Source organism: Capsulimonas sp. (assembly GCF_039929585.1).
Taxonomy (GTDB): Bacteria; Armatimonadota; Armatimonadia; order Armatimonadales; family Capsulimonadaceae; genus Capsulimonas.
Genome location: NZ_JBDSQY010000136.1, coordinates 1 through 5,329, shown reverse-complemented (window position 1 = coordinate 5,329; position 5,329 = coordinate 1). Strand labels below are relative to the sequence as shown.

Here is a 5,329-nt window from a genome sequence, read left to right as displayed (position 1 = left end):
GTCGATCTTCTTTTTCGTGCCGACCATTGAAGGTGTGAGAATCCAACGGATTTGACCATTCTCCGCCCTCGATACGGATTGCATTTAGTGTAGCGAACTGTCTCACCTATTATAGACACAGAGGGATCACTGAATGAACTTGACAATTCGTTAGGCGCCTCGAACTGTTTGAGCCCAAACTACGACGAGAATAATGGAGGTGTTATGCAGGCCTACTGGATCGAAGAAGTTAATGGAGACTTTCGGAAGAGGGATACGCCGCGTCCGACGCTGAAAATGAACCAGGCTCTGATCAGGGTTCACGCCAGCGGCGTAAACCCATTGGACACCAAGATTCGCGCGGGCCAGGCGGCGCACGCCAAGCAGCCGCTCCCAGCAGTACTCGGCCTGGATATGGCCGGAACTGTCGAAGAAGTCGCCACCGGCGTCACTGCCTTCCAGCCGGGGGATGAAGTCTATGGCATGGTGGGGGGCGTCGGTGAGCTGCCAGGGACGCTCGCGGAGTTTGTCGCTGTCGATGTGGACTTGATCGCACATAAGCCCAGGAACCTCTCCATGCGACAGGCGGCGGCGCTTCCGTTGGTGACGATCACTGCCTGGGAAGGACTGGTGGACCGCGCCAAAGTCCACACCGGCCACATAGCGCTTATCCACGCCGGAGCGGGAGGCGTCGGTTATGTCGCGGTCCAGCTTGCGCTTGCCTACGGAGCGAAGGTCTTCGCAACCGTCTCGCCGGACAAGATGTCTATTGTGGAGGACATCGGCGCGATCCCTATCGACTACCGTTCCACTTCCGTGGAAGAATACGTCGCCGCGAGCACGGCAGGCGCCGGTTTTGACATTGTCTATGACACTGTGGGAGGCTCCACACTGGACGCGTCATTTGGCGCGATCAAGCGCTACACCGGCCATGTCGTGAGCTGCCTTGGCTGGGGATCCCACTCGCTGGCCCGCTCTCTTTTCGCGGGGGGACCTACTCCGGTGTGTTCACCCTGCTCCCACTTCTCACCGGCGAATACCGAGCGCGCCATGGCGAAATACTCACCCAGGCAGCCGCTCTCGCCGAGGGCGGGAAGCTCAAGCCTCTTCTCAGCGAACAGCATTTTTCGGTCCAGGACATCGGCGACGCGCACGCTCTGGTCGCGGCCGGCGCTTTGGGAAAGGTCGTTGTCGAGTTTTGAAGAAAAGCGGCAAGGAAAGATGATGGAAAGATCAATCACGGAACATGTCAGCAGTCTGGGATTCGAGGCGACCCTCGAACGGCTGGAACAAGAGATTGCGAAGGGCGGGATGTCCGTGTTTGCCCGCATCGACCACGCGGCGGGCGCACGGGAATTCGGGCTCGAAATGCCGCCAACAGTCGTGCTGCTCTACGGCAGCCCCCGAGGAGGGACTCCCATCATGCTGGAAGCGCCCCTGGCCGCTCTCGATCTGCCGCTCCGCGTGCTGGTGCGCCAGGACGCAAAAGGTCAGGTGCTGATCGCCTTCCACCCAGCCGCGCCCATGCTCCGGCAAGCCGGGGTTCCCGAGGAGCTTGCCACGCGACTGGACCCCGCCCAGCGCATTTTGTGCGAAACGATCTGGCCGGATGGGACGCCGCCTTAACCCAAACAGATGTTAATATTCGCAAGGCGGCTTTTCCTTTTCGAGGTATACTGAGGCGAATAGTTCAACTTCACCTCATCAAGCGTCACTGAAAGAATCATCGAATGGGATTTAAATGCGGTATCGTCGGGTTGCCCAATGTCGGCAAATCCACTCTGTTTAATGCGTTGCTCTCCACCGCGCAGGCGGAAGCGGCCAACTATCCGTTTTGCACGATTGAGCCCAACGTGGGACGCGTCGGCGTGCCGGATGAACGCATCGAAAAACTGGCGGCCATCGTCGGGTCCGCCGCGATCATCCCAACCCAGCTTGAATTTGTCGATATTGCCGGACTGGTGCGCGGCGCCAGCAAGGGCGAAGGATTGGGCAACAAGTTTCTGGCGCACATCCGCGAAGTGGACGCCATTATTTATGTGCTTCGCTGCTTTGAAGATGGCAACATCATTCATGTGGAAAATAGTATCGACCCGATGCGCGACGCCGATATCGTCGAAACGGAACTCGCGCTGGCGGATCTCGAAAGCTTGGAGAAGCGCCTGCCCGCTTTGCAGAAAAGAGCGAAGACCGAGAAAGAGCTGGCGGAGCAAGTCGCCGTCATGGAGCGTGTGCTGCAAGTCGTCGCCGAAGGTCACCCGGCGCGCATGACCGAAATCAACGACGCGAGCGAGCGCCGTCATCTCGAGATGATGCAGCTGCTCACTTCCAAACCGGTGATGTATGTCTGCAATGTCGATGAAGACAGCGCCGCTGACGGCAATGCGCTCTCCGCCAAAGTTGTAGAGATGGCGAAGAAGAAGAACGCGCCTTGCGTGGTGATTTCCGCGCGTATCGAAGCGGAGATTTCAACGCTGCCTAGCGCCGAAGACAAAGCAGACTTCTTGTCGTCACTGGGCCTCGCGGAAACCGGCTTGGCGCAGATTATCAAAGCCGGCTACCGTCTGCTTGATCTCGTCACCTATTTCACTGTCGGCCCCAAAGAAACCCGCGCTTGGACGATCATCAAAGGCATGCAAGGCCCCGCCGCCGCCGGCGTCATCCATACCGATTTTGAAAAGGGCTTTATCCGGGCGGAAACCATCGCGTACGACGACTACATTGCGTTTAACGGCGAACAGGGCGCAAAAGAGGCTGGTAAATTCCGTTTGGAAGGCAAAGAGTATGTCGTGCAAGACGGCGACGTGTTGCATTTCCGATTCAAAGCTTAGAGTGAAAACCGCCTTACAGATCATGGTATCTGTAAGGCGGTTTTTTTATTCTCAGACTAAAGAAGACGGCGTCAGACATTGCTGACGCCGCCGTCGACGACCATGTCGGATCCAGTCATGAACGAGCTCTCGTCCGAGGCAAGGAAGAGCGCGGCCGCCGCCAGTTCCTCGGGACGCCCAATTCTCAGCATGGGAGTGTAGTTGGCGTACATCTTACGAATCTCGTCGGCGCCTTCGGGCGTAGTCGCCTGGGCGTCGATGATCGGGGTGTCGACGGGGCCCGGGCTCAGGAGGTTCGCGCGGATGCCGCTGTCCTTGAATTCGGCCGCCCAGGTTCGGACATAAGAACGCACCGCCGCCTTGGTGGCGGCATAGGTCGAGTGGTTCGCCAGGCCCATGTAGTGCATGGCCGAGGACACGAGAATGATCGACCCTCCGCTGCCCATCATCGGCAGCATCTTCTGCACGAGGAACAGCGGCCCCTTGGCCATTAAGTCGAACGTGCGATCGAAATGCTCCTCTGTGATTTCGTTCAGCGGCATCGGCTCGGTGAAGCCGGCGTTGGACACGACGATGTCCACCTTGCCTTGAGCACTCCGGACAGCGTCGGCGACGCGGTCGAGATCCGCAAGCTTGGACGCGTCCGCCTGGATCGCCGTGACGTTGGAGCCAATGAGCTGCACCGCCTCGTCGAGCGCCTCCTGACGACGAGCGAAGATGAACACATAGGCCCCCTCCTCCACGAACCGCTGGGCGATGGCAAGCCCGATACCGCTGTTTCCGCCGCTGATGACGGCGACCTTACCACTAAGCGCTGACATATTTTATCTCCTTTGTAGAAAACCGGCACACCTGACCTTGAGTATGTTGTATACTATCCGTTAAGGAAACAAAAATACAAGTACTTACCTAAAAGTAAGTGTCAAGTGTGAGGTCAACAATGAAGAAAGACAGCTATTCCAATGGTCTTGAAGCAGCTCTATCGCTGATGGGAGGTAAATGGAAATTCCTGATCATTTGGCGCCTCATGACGGGTAAGCAGCGCTTTGGAGAACTTCGCCGCATGGTGGGCGGCGTCAGTGAGAAAGTGCTCATCCAGGATCTCAAAGAGCTGGCCGATGACGGCATTGTGAGGCGGATCGACCATAAAGAAGTGCCGCCGAAAGTAGAGTATGAACTGACGGAGCTTGGGGAAACGCTTGCCGAGGCGTGTCATCCTCTCTGCGAATGGGGAAAGAAAAACATGGCTCACATCCTTGATCTCGACGATCCAACGCGCTCCAACTGTGCTCTCAAGCGAAAACGGGCCGCAGCGGCCATCGATAGTTAGTTGAGATGATAGACACAAGCGCCCTCGCTGACGAAGCGCTGTGCAGGGCCGATCCATACGATGCCTCATACGCCCGCCAGAGGGTACAATCAATGGCGCAAGGTACTTTTTCACTGGCTGGCGGCAACGAGAGGATATCAACGATGAACAAGAATACAATCTGCCTGTGGTACGACAACGACGCGGAAGGGGCCGCGAACTTTTACGCGCAGACCTTTCCCGACAGCACCGTCGGCGCGGTGAACCGCGCGCCATCCGACTTTCCCGGCGGCAAGCAAGGCGACGTCCTGACCGTCGAGTTCACCGTATGCGGCGTCCCGTGCTTAGGCCTCAACGGCGGGGACACGTTCAAGCAAAGCGAAGCGTTCTCGTTCCAGATCGCCACCGACAACCAGGAAGAAACCGACCGCTATTGGAACGCAATCGTCGGCAACGGCGGCGAAGAGAGCATGTGCGGCTGGTGCAAGGACAAGTGGGGAATATCCTGGCAGATCACGCCCGTAGCCCTAACCGTGGCCTTCACCGACCCAGACCGCGCCGCCGCCAAGCGAGCGTTCGACGCGATGATGGAGATGCAAAAGATCGATATCGCCAAGATCGAAGCCGCGCGTCGAGGCTGAAGCCAGAGCCTCGGGTGGTGCCCAGGGACTTCATCGCCAAATACTCGGTATCCGCCGATCGACTGCAAATCGAGGTCGGCGGTAAGCCCGTGTTGAAACACCTCTATGCCGTTGATCTTGTCATCCGAGCCCCAGCACCGGGAAAGACCCTGCGCCAGGTTGTCGCACGTGCTAACGCGATTCGCCCTCAGTTATCCTCCGTCTCATGCCCCATCAGGTGCCGGACCGAGTACGCCTGGCCCGTGTGATACGCCACGTGGAAAGCCTGGTATTGGACGATGTTCCCCCAAGTCCCCCACTGACCCGGGCACGCCTCGTCTTTCTCCTTGTCGGCTACCGCGGCTTTCGCCGCCTCATGCACCAGCATGAGCTCTTCGAGCACCTGGGCGGTGCTCAATTCCAAGCTGTACGGCTCGGTCACATTGGAGGTGTAGTACCGGAACCCGTGATCCAAGAGCGGACTCTGGATCGGAAGCGTCGCCAGGTCGGGCCGATCCTCGCCCCCACCCGTGACCCACACGCCCTGCCAATAAGCCACATGTCCGGCAAGCTCGCCGACGCTCAGCAGC

At 58.4% G+C, this 5,329-nt stretch carries 6 protein-coding genes and 1 pseudogene; 5 read left to right on the top strand and 2 right to left on the bottom strand.

Translation table 11 applies throughout. The annotated features are described in order from the left end of the window. Positions 1 to 204: 204 nt before the first annotated feature. The 3 genes and pseudogenes from ABIZ35_RS09465 to ychF all read left to right on the top strand — a co-directional run bounded on the left by ABIZ35_RS09465 (position 205) and on the right by ychF (position 2,810). Positions 205 to 1,181, top strand: a pseudogene (locus ABIZ35_RS09465) (zinc-dependent alcohol dehydrogenase family protein). Positions 1,182 to 1,200: 19 nt separating this feature from the next. Beyond that, entirely contained in the window at positions 1,201 to 1,605 is a 405-nt protein-coding gene (locus ABIZ35_RS09460; RefSeq protein ID WP_348219644.1) for a DUF302 domain-containing protein, read from the top strand. A 104-nt stretch (positions 1,606 to 1,709) separates the two neighbouring features. After that, a complete protein-coding gene (gene ychF, locus ABIZ35_RS09455) occupies positions 1,710 to 2,810 on the top strand; it encodes a redox-regulated ATPase YchF (RefSeq protein ID WP_348219643.1) in 1,101 nt (366 codons plus the stop codon). A 71-nt stretch (positions 2,811 to 2,881) separates the two neighbouring features. Here the strand turns inward: ychF and ABIZ35_RS09450 are convergent, their stop codons facing one another. Continuing rightward, the gene (locus tag ABIZ35_RS09450; RefSeq protein ID WP_348219642.1) at positions 2,882 to 3,631 is read right to left on the bottom strand and encodes an SDR family oxidoreductase; all 750 of its coding nucleotides are present in this window, start codon (positions 3,629 to 3,631) and stop codon (positions 2,882 to 2,884) included. A 119-nt stretch (positions 3,632 to 3,750) separates the two neighbouring features. On the opposite strand from ABIZ35_RS09450, the gene ABIZ35_RS09445 reads away from it, so the two are divergent. Both ABIZ35_RS09445 and ABIZ35_RS09440 read left to right on the top strand, forming a co-directional pair. Next, positions 3,751 to 4,140 carry a helix-turn-helix domain-containing protein gene (locus ABIZ35_RS09445; RefSeq protein ID WP_348219641.1) on the top strand — a complete coding sequence of 130 codons (390 nt, stop codon included), beginning with the start codon at positions 3,751 to 3,753 and terminating at the stop codon, positions 4,138 to 4,140. Positions 4,141 to 4,283: 143 nt separating this feature from the next. Continuing rightward, entirely contained in the window at positions 4,284 to 4,760 is a 477-nt protein-coding gene (locus ABIZ35_RS09440) for a VOC family protein (protein ID WP_348219640.1), read from the top strand. Between the two features lie 187 nt (positions 4,761 to 4,947). Here ABIZ35_RS09440 and ABIZ35_RS09435 read toward each other — a convergent pair. After that, the coding region (locus ABIZ35_RS09435; RefSeq protein ID WP_348219639.1) for a DinB family protein at positions 4,948 to 5,329 on the bottom strand (382 nt) is incomplete at its 5' end.